Source organism: Methylotenera sp., from assembly GCF_029946165.1.
Taxonomy (GTDB): Bacteria; Pseudomonadota; Gammaproteobacteria; order Burkholderiales; family Methylophilaceae; genus Methylotenera.
Genome location: NZ_JAQSDZ010000019.1, coordinates 1 through 20327 on the forward strand (window position 1 = coordinate 1; position 20327 = coordinate 20327).

A 20327-nucleotide genomic window follows, 5' to 3' on the forward strand; every position below is an offset into this window, starting at 1 on the left:
TTGAAGGTCATTGGTAAAATATCATTTACACAGATTTTTTTACAGGCTCTTTAAATTTTCATTGAGTGAGCGATTAACCAGAAAATTACTTAATTTATACTCCGCAAAATTCCTTAACTGAAAACTTGTCAGTACTTATCTAGTATAATTTACACATGTGTCAGTGCTTATCTTATTAAATGTCCATACATATCTTATCTAATGTAACGGACTTATCTTGCGCGCGCGACCGCTCTTTATGAGAAAGCCCACCGTGCAATAATTAAAAACACTTCGTATAATGTATATTATGTAAAATAGTAAAACAATATTAACTTGAGTTATCAGTCATCGCTATTCTGATGACTGATATATTCTCTCCTAATTAAATTTATTTTTAATTAGATAATCAACACTTAACTTACCAGCACCACCAAATAACAATGGCAGAAACATTATTAGATAAATAAGTGGCAGTTTATAGTTACCAAATCCATCACCATCTTCGTCGACAATTCTGTAACCTTTTAGTAACTCACTTAAGCTATTGAAATGCTCTGGCCAATGCACAGCAGATATTGCGACTATTGTGAGCACTATTAACGATATTGAGAAAAATCTAGTGGCAAAGCCAAATGCTAATGCAAATGCACCTGTGATTTCAAAAAATGTTGATATTCCCCAACTGATATCGGGCGGTAATAAATTGAATGGGAACGGAAAAGTTAAGTCTGCAAACCAATTGGTGCCGTGTAGTTTTTCAAAGCCTGATTCACCAAACTCCCATGCTAATAGCAGTCTTAGGAATAATTGAGGGATAGAGTCAGAAAGCTTATTTAGCTGATTGATGGTGCATTTATACGGATTTAAACCGATGGATACCAAGTTCGTTTTAGTCATTTTAAGTCCCCTTTTTAATGTTTATTTTTTAGTACAAACATTAGTCGAAGAGAACTTAAAAGACTTACAAAGAGTTGAAGCTAAAGATTATTTATTTGAGTACTGTTGATTGATTTATGATTTTTCATGTATTTATAATAAATTCTTATTCCAAATAAAACCATTAATATACAAGCATATAGAAGCGGTTCTCGGATATCTTTCTTAACTAACCACCAGAAATGGACTATAGCTAAAATTGCTACTATGTATACCATTTGATGAAGTTGTTTCCAACGTTCACGTAAACGCTTCATCATACTATTGGAAGATGTTAAGGCTAAGGGTACAGTTAAAAGGAATGCGGCAAAACCAACAAGTATGCGAGGGTGCTTGGCAATGTCTTTTGTAATATCTAACCAATCGAAGGCAAAGTCTAGCCATACATAGGTAATGATGTGTAAGCACACATAAAAAAACATAAACAAACCTAGCATGCGCCGCAGTTGTATTTGCCATACGCGACCTGTGAGCAAGCGGATTGGTGTTAATGAGATCGTTGCCAACAAAATAAATAATGCCCAAAATCCTGTTGAACGCTCTATAAATTCAATTGGATTAGCAGTTAAATTATCGGCAAATCCCAGCCAAACCAAACGTAGCAACGGAATAAGGCATACTAAAAATACAATCACTTTAATCCAAGTTATTTGTTTTTTAGATGGGGAGTTTTTAAGAAAAGCTAACATGGTTGTGACCTAGAAGTTTTTACGTAAATCCATGCCTGCATACATCTGCCCTACTTGCTCTGTATATCCATTAAACATCTGCGTTTTAATACGCCCAGCAAATAAACCGCCACCAATACGTTTTTCAGATGACTGAGTCCAACGCGGATGCTCTACATTTGGGTTAACGTTAGCATAAAATCCATATTCGTTTGGTCCTGCTTTCATCCAGCTGGAAACTGGCATTTTTTCAACGAAACGAATCTTAACAATGGCTTTTGCGCCTTTAAAGCCATATTTCCAAGGCGTCACTAAACGCATTGGTGCGCCATTTTGATTAGGTAATTGTTCACCATATAAACCAACTGCCATAATTGTGAGCGGATTCATGGCTTCATCCATGCGCAAGCCTTCTGTATAAGGCCAATCAAGCACTTGTAGGTTCTGGCCTGGCATCTGTTGCTTATCGGCTAAAGAGACAAATTCTACATATTTTGCATTAGAATTAGGCTCCGCCCATTTAATCAGTTGTGCTAAAGGCAAGCCTATCCAGGGAATCACCATAGACCAGCCCTCTACACATCGCATGCGGTAGATGCGCTCTTCTAATGGCGCAAGTTTATAGATATCTTCAATGCTTATTGTTTTATTCTTTTTAACCTCACCTTCAATACTCACTGTCCAAGGATACGGTTTGAACAACCTTGAGTTCTTTGCAGGCTCGTCTTTGTCTGTACCGAATTCATAATAGTTATTGTAGGTAGTGATGTCTTCATAGGCGGTAAGCTTTTCACCCGCGCCGTAAGTTGTTTTAGAATAGCCTGAGATTTTTTGATGTGCACCAAAAGATTGTGGTTTGATAATAGCTTGAGTATTTGCACGCCCTATTAACCGGCCCGCTCCCTCTGTGGTGCCAGAACTTACCGTAGCGGCTTTAAGAGGATTACTTAATAAGCCTGCCGCACCAGCAATTAAGCCAAAGCCGGCTTTTTGTATGAACTCACGACGATTATCAAACACTGATTTAGGCGTAATTTCAGAAGGGAAAATGTCAGATTTTGTTTGAATAATCATGGCGGCTCTCAATTAATATTTCATTAAAATGTTACGGATACTTATTAGTCGCCTCTGATTAGATTCTCTTACAAAATATTCAACTCATTATTTGCTGTAAATAAGAAATTTAAAGCAAACCAGCAGTTTCTTTATCTATTTCCGCATCCAGCGCTTTGTCGTTGGTATTTTTAGCGATGAGTTTTGCACTCACTATCAAGCTTTTGGCCGTTGCAATATCGCCTTTGGCTGCTTTAACTTGCGCCAAAACATAACTGCCCTGCGCCTCGTAAAACGCACCGCCCTGCTCTTTTGCAAATTTAATGATTTTATTAAGAATATTTTCAGCGCTGATATAGCTCTTTGTAATGAGGTAGTAACGACCAAGCTCAATGCTAGAGTGCGCGTATTGGTCTAAAGTTCCAGATTTGTCATGCATTAAATAGGCTTTAAGTTGGTACTCAACGGCCAATTCATTTTGTTTCAATTGATGATGTGTTAAAGCAACATTTTCATAACTTTCACCGCGTTCATTGTCATTTGCAGCCAGTTTGAGTGCCAATAAATATTCAGGTAGAGCTTGAGCATACTGATTGCTATCAAAATAAACATCACCTATCGCATTGTGCGCGACACGCTCAAATCCTTGATTATTAGCGGCTTTTGCGTTTAACAAAGTTTGCTGAAAACTCGCTATTGCTTGCTCATTTTGATTGAGCTTATGATAAGTGCGGCCAATGAGTAATGAAGAGATTGTTTTCTCAAACGCGTCGTTAGATATTGTATCGGCTTGTTTAAATGCAGCTAAGGCTGCCTCTAATTTATCGCTTGCTACCAAGGCACGACCTTGGCAAATAAAGGCTTCAACCTCTTTATTATTTTGGCTAACAGCCTTATCCGCTTGTTTTAAGGCTGTTGCTATATCACCTTTATTAAGCGCGGCTTTACATGCTGCTACTTCATTACTGGCTGCATAAACATTATTTAAAAACAATGTAATAAGTATATAACTTAAAGTAATTTGTAATTTCATTTATTATTAACTTTCATATGATTTCAGGCTGTTTATTAATTATAAGTAATTTACAGTTGTTATAAATAGATTGCCCAATCATGCACGGTATCGCCTTTAGCAAAGAAGCTAGGGTTTAATAAAGAGTCTTTGGTGTTATACAGCAATGTCTGATTATTCAGATCTACGATATCCCCACCCGCTTCTTGTAATACACAATGCGCAGCAGCCGTGTCCCATTCAGAGGTCGGTCCTAGCCTTGGATACACATCAGCCAACCCTTCGGCCACCAAACAGATTTTTAGAGAGCTGCCCATGCTGATTAGTTCAGGTACTACGCTAGCGGCACTTTCTAAATTGTGCATGAATTGCTGCATTTTTTCATTAGAGTGCGAGCGGCTACCAGCCACTGTTGGCTTATTTAGGTTTAATGCTCGGGTATGTATATTATGAGTGCCACTTTCTACAGATTGTTTATAAGCGCCATGTTTACGGCTAGCGTAGTACAACAAACCTGTCACAGGTGCATATACGACACCAAGCACAGACTGATGCTGATCTATAAAAGCAATGTTAACGGTAAATTCACCATTTCTTTTAACGAACTCCCGCGTGCCATCTAAGGGATCTATGAGCCAGTATTGTTGCCATTGACTACGTGTTTCAAAACCTATGCTATCGGACTCTTCAGAAAGAATGGCGATGTCTGGCGTGAGTTTGCTTAAGGCATGAACAATCACTTGGTGTGCAGCTAAATCTGCTTGAGTAAGCGGTGAGTTGTCATCTTTTTTAACGACATTAAAGTCCGTAGAATAAACCTCCATAATATCGTCACCAGCGGTTTTCGCTATTACGATGACTTGCTCAAGATATTGATGATAGCTCATTAAAAACTTAAGCTAGCAGAGTCAACAAGCCAGCTTCATCAAGAACAACCAAACCCAGCTCCTGTGCTTTATCTAGCTTGCTCCCTGCATCACTACCCGCAATAACAAAATCTGTTTTCTTAGACACACTTCCACTCACTTTGCCTCCAACCGCCTCTATCATTTCTTTAGCAATATCACGCGACAAAGTTGGTAAAGTACCAGTGAGCACAAATGTCTTACCAAGCAAATGTCCTGTGGCCAACTGCTTGCCTTCGGTTTCAAGCCACGTGATACCTGCTTGCAATAGTGCTTGAATTACTTCTTTATTATGCTGTTCGCCTAAAAAATTGCTGATAGATTCAGCAACTACTGGACCTACATCATTCACAGATAATAAGGCTGCGGTGTCAGCTTGCATCAGCGCTGACAAATTGCCAAAGTGCTTAGCTAAGTCTTTTGCAGTAGCCTCGCCGACATTGCGCATACCAAGCGCATAGATAAAGCGAGCTAATGTGGTTGTTTTGCTGTGATTCAGTGCATCTAATATATTTTGCGCAGATTTAGTCGCCATGCGATCTAAGTTGCTTAATTGCTCTAAATTTAATTGATAAATATCAGCCAAGGTATGCACTAAATTAGCTTCGACTAACTGATCAACTAACTTTTCACCCAGCCCTTCAATGTCCATTGCACGCCGTGAGGCAAAATGCGTAATGGCTTGTTTACGTTGCGCGGGGCAAAACAATCCGCCTGAACAACGTGCTACCGCTTCATCCGCTTGCTTTAAAATATGCGAGCCACATTCTGGGCATAACAATGGCATTTCAAAGCGACGAGCATTCACTGGGCGCCTTTCCAGCACTACGTTAACAACTTCAGGAATCACATCCCCTGCCCTGCGCACGCTAACCGTATCGCCAATATGCACATCTTTACGCCGCACTTCATCTTCATTATGCAATGTAGCATTGGTCACGGTGACTCCGCCCACAAACACGGGCGCTAACCTTGCCACTGGCGTAATGGCACCAGTTCTGCCAACTTGCACATTAATATCTTCCACAATAGTTAATGCTTCTTGCGCAGGAAATTTATGAGCAATCGCCCAACGTGGCGCGCGAGAAACAAAACCAAGCTCATTTTGCTGATTGAATTGATTGACTTTGTAGACTACGCCATCAATATCAAACGGTAATTTATCTCGCAGTTGCCCAATTTTTTGGTAATAAGCGCGTAAGCCAGATACCCCCATGACCAATTGTCGAACTTCACTCACAGGAAAATATAAGCTTGCCAGATAATCCATCGCCATGCTGTGGCTGGTTAGCTTGGGTGTGCCTTCTGCTATACCTAATCCGTAAGCAAAAAAGCTTAATGGGCGGGTCGCAGTGATTTTTGCATCTAGTTGACGCAAGCTGCCAGCGGCGGCATTTCGTGGATTGGCAAATAACTTTTCACCTTTGCCCAACTGCACTTGATTAAGTTTTTCAAAGTCGCGTTTAAACATCAACACTTCGCCGCGCACTTCCAATAATTTAGGCGCTTGCTCGCAATTAAGCCGCATTGGGATTGAATGCACGGTGCGCAAATTGTGAGTGACATCTTCACCAGTATACCCATCGCCACGGGTTGCGCCTTGCGTGAAAATACCATTTTCATAAGTTAAGGTAATGGCCAAGCCATCAAACTTTGGCTCAACTGCATATTCAACTTGCGCTTGCCCTAATGCTTCACGGATGCGTTTATCAAATGCTTCTAACTCACTATCCTCAAATGCATTATTAAGCGATAGCATGGCTTGTCTGTGGGTAATGCTATTAAAGGCATTCACTGCGGAACCACTCACGCGCTGCGTTGGCGAATCTATGGTAATTAAAGATGGGTGTTGCTGTTCAATACTTTGCAACTCGCGGTAGGCGCGGTCATATTCGCTATCAGGGACTGATGGGGCATCCAACACATAATATTCGTGATCATATTGGGCCAAGAGTTGACGCAATAGTTGGCAGCGTAACGATAAGTTAGACTGTCCTGAACTTGCAAATAGGTCTGCTTGCGCCAAAGGATCTAACATGTGATTACCAAAATACTGAAATTAATTACAACGGCTAATAACGAAGTGCGTTAAGAGAATAATCTATGTGCGCTATCAGAGCCTGGAACGATACCACGCACCAACATTGTGGCTTGCAACACTTTAATTTGCTGACGAATCTTTTCAACTTGAATATCGCCCAACACCTTATTACTACTATCTACCAGCGTTGCATTTAGCGCTATTTCCATTTGTCTAGCTATTTGTATCATCTGCGTGAAGGTTTCAGCTGAGTGTTTTACATGTGGAATATCTAGTTGAAAAGTAACGCTTTTAACTACAGATGCTCGAAGCATTTCCGCACTAAATGGATGATCTTCTCGATTGAACATCACAAAAGATGGGTGTTGCTTGTTAGCGATATCATCCAATGATTGGTCGAAGTATTTAAAAGTGCCATCTGACGCCAGTTTTAAACCTTGCGCCTCGGCCACACCCCGTAGCTTGGTGCCGGTAAACGCACCGCTGTCACCATGCACCAAATGAAAACCAATGGTTTTATCTACCTCAATACAAAATAAATCTAATGAATTTGCGGTATTAAGTGCATCGCCAGGATTTTGCCATTCCACATGCCCATTAATATCAAGTCCCAAAGTTTCAACCGCTAATTGAAAGCGATTTAACATGCTACGATCCACCGCTCCTCCTCGGTCTGCAAGTTGCATGCTACATGCTACTTTTGAAACCAGCGTGTTCATAGCTGCTTGGTTAGATTGCATTTCTTTTAACAGATGCCACTGTTTATTTGAATCTAAAACATGGACAAAAATTGGCTTATCAAAATCATCAAATAATGAGACTAAAGCTTGATGAAGCGCGCTAACAGACGTATCGGTTGATAGATACAATAAAGCCGTTAAATCCATTTGCCCATGTAGCATTTCAGGCAAACTTACTAAATCTTCTAAGTGTGTAGTTATTGATTCATTACTTTTTGGTGCTTGGTTTTCTTCAGTGTTACCTTGTTGCGTTAGCGCTTGGTCAAATACTGCTTTGAAGTCACTAGTTTGAGTATTCGAAATATCTGCCAATGCTAATTGTTCATGCTCAAGCTTACTACTCTCAGAAGTTAACTTATCTAATTTTGAATTGATGATCTCACTATAAGAATCGTCAATTGACTTATCCTCATGCATTAGCAATTCAGCTGCATTTTCATTTGGTAATTCTATAAATCTATCAGATTCTACATATTTTTCTTGCAAGGGTTGCTTGCTAAGTTTAGTTGTTTCATCGATAGAAAAATGATTACTTGCTCTGTTATCTGGAGTGTTGCTTGATGCACTATCAAATGCATTAGTATGAAATTTTGGCTCATTCAAATTACGCGCTTCAAAATTCGGTTCATAAGCATTGAGTTCATCAAAACTAGTATCAGCTAAATGTGATTCTTCTAAATCGCCTTCATCCAGCAAAGCATCTCTTTGCAAGGGTGAAAAACTCTTTTCCACTTGATTGTGAAATCGTCTTTCCTGCCACCAATTAATAATAAGCACGGCTAGAATAATCAGCGCGCCTATGGCGATTAAGGCTATTTGTAATTCACTCATTTACATTTAACTTTCAAAATTGCTTTCATCATTATGTGCTCGCATTAGTTTAGTCATTGCCATATTGCCAACGAATGCTACCAATTAAACAGCGACTTCATCCATCATACGCACTGCAGCTTCCATATCTACATCTACAATACGTGAAACACCAGACTCTTGCATAGTAACACCTATCAATTGCTGCGCCATTTCCATGGTTATTTTATTATGACTTACGTATAAAAACTGTGTTTTCTCAGACATTTTTTTAACCATCGTGCAAAAACGCTCAGTATTGCTGTCATCCAAAGGCGCATCAACCTCATCCATTAAGCAAAATGGCGCTGGATTTAATCTAAACAAAGCAAATACCAAGGCTAATGCTGTGAGTGCTTTTTCCCCGCCAGATAATAAGTGTATCGTGCTGTTTTTCTTACCAGGAGGCTGTGCAAAAACTTGCATGCCTGTATCTAATATCTCTTCGCCAAGAAGCTCTAATCTCGCTTGTCCACCGCCAAACAAAGTAGTGAACAACTCCATAAAGTGGCGATTAGCCTCATCAAATGTGGCTTGCAAGCGCCCTCTTGTTTCTTTGTCAATCTTACGAATGGCATCCTCTAAAGTTTCGCTAGCGTCTGTTAGGTCTTTACATTGCCTATCCAAATATTGCTTACGTGTTTGCTCTGTTTCTAGTTCTTGAATAGCGGCCAAATTTACCGCGCCTAGCTCTTCTATATCAAGAGAAAGTTTATCGCGTTTGTTTTCTAAATCAAGTACTTTGAGTTTATTCTCTCCACCATTAGATGTTAGATGCTCAGTAAGTTCTGCTTCGCTCAATAGCGAAGCAGATAACTCAGCCTGACATTGCTCAAAATACAAACGAGCTTCTTGCTCACTCAAGCGACTGGCTTCCAACTTATCTCGCAAGGGGTGCAGCAATTGTTCGTTTTGCATGCGCAGACGCTCTTGTTGCTGTAAAGCTTGCTCATAATCAATCATTTGGTTACGTGCATTAGCCAAAGTGAGCTCTTGCTGTTGTTTATTATTAATCGCAGTTTCTAAATTAGCTTTTAATGCCTCCATTTTGGTAGCAGCTAATGTGGTTTCCACTTCATTGCTGCGTAATTTAAGGCTGGAATTCTCTTCAAGTAAATAATTAATTTTATTATTTAACTCATTGATATTATTGTTATTTAACTTAATATTAAAAGACTTTTCTTGATGAGAACGCTCCAGCACTTGCAACTGATTTCGAGCTTCATTAAATGCTTGCTCAGCTTGCCGTCTATTTTCATTAGCTAAGTCTTTTTCCTGTTGCAACTGTTGAAAACCCTGTGAGATATCAATCACAAGTTGTTCTTTCAATGAGGTTTCTGTTTTAAGTTTAACTAACTTCTCATTCGCTAATGCGCTATCTGCTTGCAAAGTTTTTTCTCGCTGCAAAGCATTCGATTGCTGCTGTTTGAGTTGTTGTAGCGTCAAACTTAATTGATGCGCTTGCTGAGTGACCGTTTTTAATTGCAAGTTGCGTGTTTGATGTTCATGGCGCAAGGTTTGCAATTGCTGTTCTAACTCACTGACTTGATTACCAGCAAGCACTAAATTATCTTGTAAATTTGGCAGACTTTTTACCAGCGCATCAAGTTGAGCCTGTCTTTCTAATACACCATGTAACATCGATTGCGCGCCAAAATAAGTCACACTTTGTGCGGTATATATATCACCTTGCTTATTTACGAAATACTCACCCAAAGCTAAGGTTTTACGTGCAGCATTAACGTCTACGCCATCTTCAAGCACATAGGCTCCTGCCAGCCAATCTTGCAGTACAGCTTGCAGGTCGGGTGTAATTTTTTCTACAAAAGAATACAGAGAAGTTTGGTGCAAATTTGTCACAATATTAACGGCAGTCACTACGTCAGCCGTGATCGCTAAACTCAGCGCGCTGGGCGGTCTATTCACTGGTAGTTTGCTAGTTACATCAACTTCAGACGCTATTAGCGCATTTAACCTTGCGCCCAAAGCCGATTCCAGAGCGGTTTCCCAGCTGGACTTGATGCTAATTTTTTGCCAAATACGCGCATTGTTATCTAGCCCAGCACTTTTTAGCCAACTTGATAGCGCTGCTTCGTTATTACCATTGCGCATGGTTTGCTGAATTTTATTTAAAGAACCTATCTCGGCTTCTAATAAATTTAATTCTAGCTGCTGGGCTAAATGGGCATCTCGACTTGCTTTAAGTGACAAATTAAGTGATTGCTCATTTTGCAATCCTTCTGCCGCATGCTTTTCTAAACTAGCAATCTCGGCTTCTGCGCTAGCCAACTGCGATTCTTTATCCGCCAACACTTCATCGGTTGGAAATTGAATACTATTCAAGTTTTGTTGCAGTCGCTGCAACTGCTCGTTTGTTTCAGCTATGGTACGTGCAATATGTCCAATATTCGCTTGTTCCAATTTCAAGCGCTGTTCAGCTTGAGTTAACGTAGCTTGGCTTGCATTAAAAGCTGTCAATGCTTGTTGATAGAGGTTAGATAAAGCTGGAACAGCCTCACGCGCTTCTTTTACCATTAATTCAGCCGCTGAAAAATCGGTATTAGCTAATTGCAACTCATTATTTGCACTTATTAAACCTTCTTGAAAATTACTCTGTTGCGTGAGGTTTTTTTCTAATTGAGTATTGATTTGCTGTAATTGCAACTGCATGCGCTCACGCGCATCCGCAGTATTCTTTACTTGATTTTCAAGATTAGAAACCTCGGCATTCGCTTCATAATACTTTGCTTGTGCCTGATTTACGGCCTCAGTCGAAGTAAAATTCTGTTCCCTAGCGATTTCTAACGCACTTTCATTGCTTCTCAAGTTGGCCATTTGTGACTCAAGCTCATTCACAACTTTTTCGACTTGGCGCTGCGCTTTTTCCCACTGCGCACTGGCATCACGTTTTTTAAGTAGCCACACCTGACCTTTGGTAATGGTTAAGGCAGCCTGCAAACGATGATATTCCGTTGCAACAACTGCCTGAGATTGCAAACGTGCAATTTGCTTATCTAGCTCACGCAAAATATATTCTACTCTTGTGAGATTTTCACGCGTATCACGTAAACGTAACTCGGTTTCGCGACGACGTTCTTTATATTTACTAATACCAGCCGCTTCTTCTAAGAAAATACGCAACTCTTCTGGCTTGGCTTCAACAATGCGATTAATCGTATTTTGACCAATAATGGCATAAGCGCGACCACCCAAGCCTGTGCCTAAAAATAAATCAGCCACATCGCGACGACGCACCACGGTATTATTAATATAGTAAGTAGAACCTTTATCACGCTCAATCACACGCTTAACGGAAATCTCCGCGTACTGGCTCCACTCACCCGCCGCACCGCCCAAGCTGTTATCAAACACCAGTTCGACACTGGCGCGTGAAATCGGTTTGCGATTACCAGACCCGTTAAAAATAACGGCATCCATGCTATCACCGCGCATTTCTTTCGCTGAAGACTCACCCAAAACCCAACGCACAGACTCCATTACGTTAGATTTACCACAACCATTTGGCCCAACCACGCCTACGCGCTGACCATGGATATGCAACGTTGTTGGGTCAACAAACGATTTGAAACCAGCCAGTTTTAGGTGAGTTAAACGCAAAATGAATAGAAATTAGTTAAGCTAAATTTTGTAGAATTTTATAAGCTAGTATAATAACTTTTTTAAGCAAAATACCCAAAACACCCTATGACCACACAATCAATCGGCGGCAAACCAACCGCACAACCCGCTAAAACATTAGAGACGTTTGAAAATCCAAATCAAGCGCGTGATTTTCATATCCATATGGAAATTCCAGAGTTCACCTGCCTATGCCCAAAAACTGGTCAGCCAGATTTTGCTGTCATTTATTTAGACTACATACCAGACCAAACCTGCGTGGAATTAAAAAGCTTAAAGCTATATATGTGGTCTTTCCGTGATGAAGGCTGTTTTCATGAAGCCGTGACTAATATGATATTAGATGACCTAGTTGCAGCTACTCAACCAAAATTCATGCGTGTCACTGCAAAATTTTATGTGCGAGGCGGAGTATTTACCAATGTAGTCGCTGAGCATCGCAAAGCAGGTTGGCAACCATTACCGCGAGTTGAGCTCACTCAATTTGAGAGCCAGTCGAATATTCGAGGCTAGTTTCAAAGTTATTTTGAAAAAAATTCGCAACAATTCAAAAATGCTGGTGAAAATCATTGACAATAGTTCGCGCCATCATTAATATGGCGCCTCGCTGATGACGCAACTAAATCACCAGCGAAATTGATGTAGATTTGGGGGTATAGCTCAGCTGGGAGAGCGCTTGCATGGCATGCAAGAGGTCAGCGGTTCGATCCCGCTTATCTCCACCAAGGTGCAAAAAAATACTAAAATTTTGCTTAGATAATTAAGTGTTTTATAGTATGATGTCGCACTTGTAATACGGTACAGAAATTCTTAGGTCCCCATCGTCTAGAGGCCTAGGACACCTCCCTTTCACGGAGGCGACCGGGGTTCGAATCCCCGTGGGGACGCCAAGTCATTTGTTTATATGACTTTTCAACACAGAAATTATTAGCTCTCAAAGTTGGTACTGATTTCGGTACTGATTCAAAAAGAGACTACTAATTACACTTGCTCCAAACTTTCCAGTATTACCAGTGTCTAATTTCCCGTTGCGTTAACAACGTCATGGTAAATACAGAAAACTCACTCCAGATACGCAAACTTCATTTTGCGCAACTAGCAGAAAGTATCAGGGGACTGCACTTCTGAACATCTGCATTAATCCATCAAAAGTCAATAGTTGGAACTTGAAACCGATAGTCAAGCCCTAAAAATTACTAGCGAAATTAACTATGCCGATCCGTCTTCCGTTATCAAAGTTGATTTAAGCAGACGCAGTCCTTCGTTCCTCTAGTTACTAGTTATCTATCATCAAATAGAACCTACATCTATTCCTAGAATTGTTTGACATCAAACAGAGTTTAGTAAAGAAAATTCAGCTTCAGGAAGTGGTTGTTCGGCTAATGGTGTCTTGACTGGAGTTTGTCCTATTCTGTAGGGCTTTTTATGGTTAACATCGCAAGAACTTGGTTTTAACTTTTGCGTAATGGCTCGAGTAGCGGCGATAAACCGTTATGGTCAATTTCTTGCATTAAAGCCAATAAACGACCTATTTCATTTTTTGGAAAACCTTCACGCGCAAACCAGTTTAGGTATTGGCCTGGCAAATCTGCTATCAGCCTGCCCTTGTATTTACCGTATGGCATATTGGTAGTGACTAAGCGCTGTAAGTCATCAGGATTCATATTTACTTTGTATTAGTTTTGTTAGCATTATAACTCGGAGAAAATCGTTCATTGAGCTTTTGTTAACACAATAATATTTATTTAATGGCTGAACATAGTCTTATATAAGACATTACAATAACATGACAATTCAACGCTGTAACGTTTACCCTTAGGTGATATAAATATTAATCCAAATATGATTGCTACGCCTTTATTTAAGCCAATTGCCAGACCATTAATATTCCACAAAAATCAACTTTTTTAATGTAAAATTCGTTCCACGGTAACTAGGTTGTGTAAGTACACGACTCTTTTAAAATTACTTTTTACAATGAAAAGCCTGTCGATTACAGGCTTTTTTGTTGACTAAATCTTAAAGAAAATTGAAAACAATTTGATGGCTAAACTGAATGACAACAGCAAATAAAATTGATGTGCTATTAGTAGGCGGCGGCGTCATGAGCGCAACGCTAGGCGTTTTGCTTACGCAGCTTGATCCCACACTGAAAATCAGAATGGTGGAGCAGCTATCAGAGGTGGCGCTAGAAAGTTCAGATGCACTGAATAATGCTGGAACGGGTCATGCGGGCTATTGCGAGCTTAATTACACGCCACAAGATGTTGACGGTAGTATTGCGATTGGGCGCGCTTTAGAAATTAATGCCGCATTCGAAGTTTCTCTACAGTTTTGGTCGCATTTGGTTGAAACCTCAGCCCTACCCGATCCTAGTCAATTTATCAGCAAAACACCACATTTAAGCTTTGTGTGGGGTATAAAAAACAGCGCGTTTTTAAAACAGCGACATGCCCTCCTTAAACAGCATCATTTATTTGAGCACATGCAATTTAGTGAGGATTTTGCTCAACTTCAAGAGTGGATGCCGCTTATCATGACTGGCAGAAATGCAGATGAAAAGCTAACTGCAACTTATGTTGAGAACGGCTCAGACGTAGATTTCGGTTCTCTCACGCGCCATTTAGTTGATTACTTAAAAAAACAACCCAATTTTAGTTTGCACACCAATACACAAGTTAAAAATCTTAGCAAAATAAAAGACCGTGCTAAAGATAATACATGGCATGTCAAGCTCCATGACTTCAATACAAAGCATACGCAAACCATAAGCGCTAAGTTTGTGTTTTTAGGTGCAGGTGGTGGCGCGTTGCCCTTGCTACAAAAAGCTAATATTGATGAAAGCAAAGGCTATGGTGGCTTTCCTGTGAGTGGTCAATGGCTTATTTGTAACAACCCTGAAGTCATTAAGCAGCATTATGCCAAAGTGTATGGAAAAGCTGCGCTTGGCGCACCACCAATGTCTGTACCGCACTTAGATACACGCGTAATTAATGGCAAGCGTGCTTTATTATTTGGGCCATTTGCGGGCTTTACCACTAAATTTTTAAAAGCAGGCTCTAAATTTGATTTAGCAAAATCTGTCAAAGCTAATAATCTTAAAGCTATGTTAGGCGTAGGGCGACACAATTTAGCACTGACTAAATACCTCTTGAAAGAGGCTACACAAACCCATGAGCAACGAATGAATGCGTTACGCGACTTTTTGCCCAATGCAAAAAGTAGTGATTGGACACTCGAAAATGCCGGACAACGTGTACAAATTATTAAACAATGCAACGAAAAATGGGGTAAGTTAGAATTTGGCACTGAAATAGTAGCCGCCAAAGATGGTACTTTAGCGGCTTTATTAGGTGCATCCCCAGGGGCATCAGTCAGCGTTAAAGCCATGATAGACGTACTTGAGCGCTGTTTTAGCCTACAAATGAAGAGCGATAGTTGGCAACAGAAAATGAAAGTTTTGGTACCAAGCTACGGTGAGTCGCTCATCAACAATGCAGCATTATTGCAAAGCATTAGAAAAAGAACGCTAAGTACTTTAAAACTTAGCGTTTAATACCTTTAGCTTACACCGTAAGTAAGCTACGTTGACGTCTAGCTTCATACAAGCAAATTCCGCTAGCAACGCTTACGTTTAAGCTTTCAACTGAACCATACATTGGAATTGTCACCAACGCATCACAGGTTTCGGCCGTTAAACGCCTAATACCGTCACCTTCAGCTCCTAGTACAATCGCAATTGGACCATCTAGCTTAGTATTTAACAATGTACTTGCTGCATCCATTGTAGTACCTATAACGAATACGCCAGCTTCTTTCAATTCACGTATCGTTCTTGCCAAGTTAGTCACGGCAATAAACGGCACGGTTTCCGCTGCACCACAAGCCACTTTACGTACAGTGGCGTTCAAGCCTACTGCACGGTCTTTTGGCGCTATGACGGCATGCACGCCCATTGCATCAGCCACACGTAAGCAAGCCCCCAGATTATGCGGATCTTCAACCCCATCCAAAATCAAAAAGAATGGCGGTTCTGTCAGGTCAGACTCCAAAATATCATGAATATCTTTATACGGAATGGGCGTATCAACCACGCGCGCAATCACACCTTGGTGACGACCATTCATACCAGCCATACCATCTAAGCGGCTACGCTCAACCTCCATCGTACGCACGCCGGCTGACTCTGCCATTTTAAGCAGATCTTTCATACGTGCGTCCATGCGGTCGCGGTCAATCAAAATCTCTTGCACGCTAGCACCATGCTGGCGCAAACGGCTTAATACGGCATGAAAGCCAAATAAAATACGGGCATCGCTCATTTCTTTACCTTATGTTTAATTCTTAATAGTGATTTCTTAATATCTAATTTTTAACGTGGACTCATTAACGTTTACTAGTCTTCTTGCTCGCTCTTTTTGATTTAGTCGGTTTAGGTGGATTTTTACCAGCCGTTTTACTCACCACTTTTGAGCTAGATTTTGATTTGGGCTTAACACCTAAAGTTAGTTTTCCGCCAGTTTTTGATGCAGCTCTTGGCGTGCTTTTACCCGTAGGTTTATCACCAAACTTGTCGCCAAATTGAGTGCTGGATTTTACAGGTTTTCTGTCGCCACCGCGCAACTTATTAGTCACGCCCTCTTTTGAAGATTCAACTTCAATATCACCTTCCAATGTATTGTTTTTATTCACTAAAACAAAATCTATTTTTGTGGTTTCCAAATCAACCCGTGCCACTTTAATCGTTAATCTATCACCTAAACGATAACGCACGCCTGTGCGCTCCCCCGCCATTTCATGGCGCGCTTTATCGTAATGAAAATAATCATTACCCAATTCCGTCACGTGCAACAAGCCTTCTACATACACGCCATCTAACGCAACAAATAGCCCAAAGCTAGTCACGCCAGCCACAGTGCCTTCATACACTTCACCAATTTTGTCTTGCATATAGAAGCATTTGAGCCAATTGGTTACATCGCGCGTAGCATCATCTGCACGGCGCTCCGTCATAGAACAATGCACACCTAGATCAGCCCAACTACCAGCTTTGTATTTATCGCCATTTAAAACGGCTTTAATTGCGCGATGAATCAACAAGTCAGGATAACGACGAATTGGCGAAGTGAAATGAGCGTATGCCTCATAAGCCAAACCAAAATGCCCAAGATTGTCTGGGCTATAAACGGCCTGCTGCATAGAGCGCAGTAATACTGTTTGCAATAGCTGCGCATCAGGGCGCTCTCTAATGCGTTCCAAGAGCTTGCCGTAGTCTTTTGCATGCGGTGTATCACCACCGCCCACACCAAAGCCAAACTCGCCCATAAATGCACGTAGTAGCTCTAGTTTTTCAGGAGTAGGTCCTTCATGGATGCGATATAAAGCTGGATGCTCGTGCGCTTTCAAGAAATCTGCCGCACAGACATTGGCCGCTAACATACACTCTTCAATCAGCTTATGCGCTTCATTACGCGTGCTTGGCACAATACGCTCGATTTTGCCTTGCTCATTAAACTCCATGATCGTTTCTGAAGTCTCAAACTCAATTGCGCCGCGTTTTTGTCGCTGCACCAACATCAATTTATAAACGCTATTGAGATGCTGTAAGTGTGGCATTAACCATGCATATTCTTGCGCCAGCTCACCTTCTGGATTTTGCAATATCTCATGCACTTTGGTATAAGTCATACGGGCTTGTGAGCGCATCACAGAAGGATAAAACTTGTACTGCTTCACAATACCAGCACCATCCACCTGCATATCGCAAATCATGCATAGACGCTCAACATCAGGATTAAGCGAACACAGGCCATTGGAAAGCGCTTCTGGCAACATTGGGATTACACGCCTTGGAAAATATACAGAATTTCCACGGTCATAAGCACCTTTATCCAAAGCGTCATTCGGTTTGACGTAAAAGCTCACATCTGCAATCGCCACCACTAAGCGCCAACCCTTGCCTTGTGGTTCAGCATAAACAGCATCATCAAAGTCGCGCGCTGTTTCACCGTCAATAGTAATCAGCGGCATTTCACGACAATCAATACGGCTTTTATAATCTTCTGGCTGAACTAAGCGTGGGTAAGCCTCAGCTTGATTCGTCGCTTCACGACTAAATTCATGCGGCAGATTGTGCTTACGTAATGCAATCTCAATTTCCATGCCACTATCGGCATAATTACCTAAGATTTCAACCACTTTACCCATAGGCTGCGCTAAAGAAGATGGCTGTTCAGTTAACTCAACCATCACTACTTGCCCAGCTTTAGCGCCCATATCCAAGTGATAAGGAATCAAAATATCAAGGTTAATACGTTTATCTTCTGCCGCAACGATAGTCACACCGCTAGTTTGAAGAACACGTCCAACTAATTTTTGCGTGCGTCGCTCAAGTACCTCAACGATTTTACCTTCAGGCCTACCTTTTCTATCCAAGCCACTCATGCGCACCATAGCGCGGTCGCCGTGCATCACTTGCGACATTTCTTTAGGGCTTAAAAACAAATCCTCACCACTTACTTTTGTTTTGTCATCAGGAATTAAAAAGCCAAAGCCATCAGGGTGACCTTGAATCACGCCAGAAATTAAATCCAGCTTATCGGCGATACATAACGCGCCTTTCCTGTTTTTAATAATCTGACCTTCACGCTCCATTGCATTCAAGCGCTTATTGAAAATGATTCGCTCATCTTCACTAATATCTAACAATATATAGAGCTGCTCCACACTAAGTGGAATGCCCTGATCGCTCATCGTAGTGAGAATGAGCTCCCGACTCGGCAATGGCGTATCATATCGACCAGCTTCGCGCTCTGCGTGCGGGTCAGAACTTCTGTTGGTTTTGTTTTTGTTACTATTTTTTGTCATTGACAAAGCTTACCTTTAATATAAAATTCACCGCAACTATTGGGCTGAGCCTCAATCTTAGCGGTACAATGGCTAAACCATATAGTTGCCCAAATGGCGGAATTGGTAGACGCGCATGGTTCAGGTCCATGTGCCTTCGGGTGTGGAGGTTCGAGTCCTCTTTTGGGCACCAGTTTACTGCTAATATATTGTTTAATTTCAATAAGTTAGAGTCCAATCAAACTTCCAATGGTGGTACTTTCGTGGTACTCTGTTATGAAAATAATTACTGGAAGCATCTTCAAATTGTCCATTAAATACGTTTACTCTCGTAATGATACTTTCTACTATCAGCGTAAAATTCCTATAGAGTTACAGTCTCGATATGAAGCTAAGCACGTTAAAGTTAATCTTAAGACCACTGACATTAGGGAAGTATCGCATAAGGTTATAGCCTTAAACAAGCAATATGACTCAGCTTGGGAGGCAATGCGCACCAATGACAGTATAACACCTCAAAGTGTTAGACAGTCTGCTATAACTCTACTTAAACAATATGGTTTAAATCCCCTTCCCTCTCAGAATCCTGAGTTGAATCTAGACCACTTCATTGATGTAGTCATAGAACCTAAAAGGGAAGCTTACGCTGAGGGTGACGAAGAAACATACCGCACTAGCAGTCCTGAAAACTACCTAACACCTGTGGCTACTGAAGCCTTTAAACTTCTTAGGACGGCTCCTAAGTTAATCTTAAGTGAAGGCTTAGATGTTTACCTGAATGGTCACAAAAAGAAGAATGACCAATCCTTTAGAACTTACACTAAAAGGTCTTGGAATAAACTCATAGACATACTAGGTGATATCCCCTTTGAACAAATAAACAGAGCTAATGCTAATCAATTTGTTGAGAAGTTTCTTGAGAGTGGAGTTAAAACAACAACTGTCAGGCGAACCCTTAATGTCATTAAAGCAATATTCAATGTTGTAATTATTGAGCGTGAACTAGTCAAGTCAAACCCTTTCAATAAACTTAGGATTGCTGGCTTAGGTGAAGATACTATTAAGAGAGAACAATTTAATACTTCTGAACTGGTGAAACTAAGTAAGGCTTGTATTGAAAAGAATGATGATATGAGATGGTTACTAGCTCTTCAACTAGACTTAGGCTCTCGTGTGGGTGAAATAGCTGGATTAGCTTTGAGTGACATTAAGATTGACGCTGAGATTCCTTATGTAATTATCCAAGCTCACCCTTGGAGAAGTCTTAAGACAACAAATTCTAAGCGAGAGGTGCCATTAGTGGGATTGGCTTTGTGGGGAGCTAGTCAGGTTATAGCTAATGCTACTAAAGAACAAATTTTTGCTTTCCCTAGATACACCAATGCTAAAACATGTAACGCAACAGCAGCTTCAGGCGCTTTAAATGGTTGGATTAAATCTAAGGATATCCAAGCGACAACTCATGGGTTCAGACACTCTATGAAGGATAGACTAAGAGAAGTGGACGCACCTGAAGCAATTCAGCTTGCAGTAGGTGGATGGAGTCGTAAAGACATGGCTAGTGGATATGGTAAGGGTCACAGCCTAAGAGTTCTTAAAGGTTGAGCCTGTAAAAAAATCTGTGTAAATGATATTTTACCAATGACCTTCAAAGGA

Annotated in this window: 14 protein-coding genes and 3 tRNA genes; 6 read left to right on the plus strand and 11 right to left on the minus strand. The window is 40.9% G+C overall.

What is annotated here, in order from left to right; genetic code table 11:
* Positions 1-360: 360 nt before the first annotated feature.
* The 8 genes from PSV17_RS10465 to smc form a co-directional block, all read right to left on the minus strand.
* The gene (locus PSV17_RS10465) at positions 361-879 is read right to left on the minus strand and encodes a DoxX family protein (protein WP_300482340.1); all 519 of its coding nucleotides are present in this window, start codon (positions 877-879) and stop codon (positions 361-363) included.
* Between the two features lie 80 nt (positions 880-959).
* Entirely contained in the window at positions 960-1607 is a 648-nt protein-coding gene (locus PSV17_RS10470) for a protein-methionine-sulfoxide reductase heme-binding subunit MsrQ (RefSeq protein WP_300482342.1), read from the minus strand.
* A 9-nt stretch (positions 1608-1616) separates the two neighbouring features.
* On the minus strand, positions 1617-2660 hold the full coding sequence (msrP, locus tag PSV17_RS10475) for a protein-methionine-sulfoxide reductase catalytic subunit MsrP (RefSeq protein ID WP_300482345.1): 1044 nt from the start codon (positions 2658-2660) through the stop codon (positions 1617-1619).
* A gap of 109 nt (positions 2661-2769) precedes the next feature.
* On the minus strand, positions 2770-3672 hold the full coding sequence (locus PSV17_RS10480; RefSeq protein ID WP_300482347.1) for a hypothetical protein: 903 nt from the start codon (positions 3670-3672) through the stop codon (positions 2770-2772).
* A 59-nt stretch (positions 3673-3731) separates the two neighbouring features.
* Positions 3732-4538, minus strand: a complete 807-nt coding sequence (cysQ, locus tag PSV17_RS10485) for a 3'(2'),5'-bisphosphate nucleotidase CysQ (RefSeq protein WP_300482349.1) — start codon at positions 4536-4538, stop codon at positions 3732-3734.
* Positions 4539-4545: 7 nt separating this feature from the next.
* Positions 4546-6594, minus strand: a complete 2049-nt coding sequence (gene ligA, locus PSV17_RS10490; RefSeq protein ID WP_300482352.1) for an NAD-dependent DNA ligase LigA — start codon at positions 6592-6594, stop codon at positions 4546-4548.
* A gap of 50 nt (positions 6595-6644) precedes the next feature.
* Entirely contained in the window at positions 6645-8168 is a 1524-nt protein-coding gene (locus tag PSV17_RS10495) for a cell division protein ZipA C-terminal FtsZ-binding domain-containing protein (protein ID WP_300482354.1), read from the minus strand.
* A gap of 84 nt (positions 8169-8252) precedes the next feature.
* A complete protein-coding gene (smc, locus tag PSV17_RS10500) occupies positions 8253-11804 on the minus strand; it encodes a chromosome segregation protein SMC (protein ID WP_300482357.1) in 3552 nt (1183 codons plus the stop codon).
* An 87-nt stretch (positions 11805-11891) separates the two neighbouring features.
* Between smc and queF the strand changes: the two genes are divergently transcribed.
* The 3 genes from queF to PSV17_RS10515 all read left to right on the plus strand — a co-directional run bounded on the left by queF (position 11892) and on the right by PSV17_RS10515 (position 12715).
* Complete coding sequence (gene queF, locus PSV17_RS10505) at positions 11892-12338, plus strand: preQ(1) synthase (protein ID WP_300482360.1); 447 nt, start codon at positions 11892-11894, stop codon at positions 12336-12338.
* 136 nt (positions 12339-12474) lie between these two features.
* Positions 12475-12550, plus strand: a tRNA-Ala gene (locus tag PSV17_RS10510).
* 89 nt (positions 12551-12639) lie between these two features.
* Positions 12640-12715, plus strand: a tRNA-Glu gene (locus tag PSV17_RS10515).
* A 561-nt stretch (positions 12716-13276) separates the two neighbouring features.
* Here PSV17_RS10515 and PSV17_RS10520 read toward each other — a convergent pair.
* Positions 13277-13489, minus strand: coding sequence for a DUF3820 family protein (locus PSV17_RS10520; RefSeq protein WP_300482362.1), 213 nt, complete (start codon positions 13487-13489; stop codon positions 13277-13279).
* 392 nt (positions 13490-13881) lie between these two features.
* On the opposite strand from PSV17_RS10520, the gene mqo reads away from it, so the two are divergent.
* Positions 13882-15381, plus strand: a complete 1500-nt coding sequence (gene mqo, locus PSV17_RS10525) for a malate dehydrogenase (quinone) (RefSeq protein WP_300482364.1) — start codon at positions 13882-13884, stop codon at positions 15379-15381.
* A 10-nt stretch (positions 15382-15391) separates the two neighbouring features.
* Here mqo and rlmB read toward each other — a convergent pair whose 3' ends face one another.
* Positions 15392-16147: a 23S rRNA (guanosine(2251)-2'-O)-methyltransferase RlmB gene (gene rlmB, locus PSV17_RS10530; RefSeq protein WP_300482367.1), complete on the minus strand. Its 756-nt coding sequence runs from the start codon at positions 16145-16147 to the stop codon at positions 15392-15394.
* Positions 16148-16211: 64 nt separating this feature from the next.
* The gene (gene rnr / locus PSV17_RS10535; protein WP_300482369.1) at positions 16212-18692 is read right to left on the minus strand and encodes a ribonuclease R; all 2481 of its coding nucleotides are present in this window, start codon (positions 18690-18692) and stop codon (positions 16212-16214) included.
* A gap of 87 nt (positions 18693-18779) precedes the next feature.
* Here rnr and PSV17_RS10540 point away from each other — a divergent pair.
* Both PSV17_RS10540 and PSV17_RS10545 read left to right on the plus strand, forming a co-directional pair.
* Positions 18780-18864: transfer RNA gene (locus PSV17_RS10540), tRNA-Leu, on the plus strand.
* An 83-nt stretch (positions 18865-18947) separates the two neighbouring features.
* Positions 18948-20276 carry a DUF6538 domain-containing protein gene (locus tag PSV17_RS10545; protein ID WP_300482371.1) on the plus strand — a complete coding sequence of 443 codons (1329 nt, stop codon included), beginning with the start codon at positions 18948-18950 and terminating at the stop codon, positions 20274-20276.
* Positions 20277-20327: the final 51 nt, after the last annotated feature.